This window comes from Psychrobacter sp. TB55-MNA-CIBAN-0194 (assembly GCF_040309505.1).
GTDB classification, from domain to species: domain Bacteria; phylum Pseudomonadota; class Gammaproteobacteria; order Pseudomonadales; family Moraxellaceae; genus Psychrobacter; species Psychrobacter fozii.
Genome location: NZ_JBEOOW010000571.1, coordinates 1 through 251 on the forward strand (window position 1 = coordinate 1; position 251 = coordinate 251).

The following is a 251-nucleotide window of genomic DNA, read 5'->3' on the forward strand; positions in this document are numbered from 1 at the left end:
GCACTGAGTTAGTTGCAGATTTACGTGAAGAACCCGTACCAACAACATCACCAACGTAAGCTAGTGGTAAGCCTTTAGTTTTTAATTCTTCTAGTTGGGTGATTGGGCCTACTTCGCCTGGTTTGTCAGGAGTGATACCATCACGTTCAATTTTTAGCATAGCTAAAGCATGTAGTGGAATATCTGGACGAGACCATGCATCTGGTGCAGGTGACAAGTCATCCGTATTTGTTTCGCCAGTTACTTTAAAT

Annotated in this window: 1 protein-coding gene; it reads right to left on the reverse strand. The window is 42.6% G+C overall.

The window, feature by feature from the left end; all coding sequences use genetic code 11:
• On the reverse strand, window positions 1-251 hold a 251-nt coding region (locus AAEY75_RS16320), incomplete at both ends, for a hypothetical protein (RefSeq protein WP_352260200.1).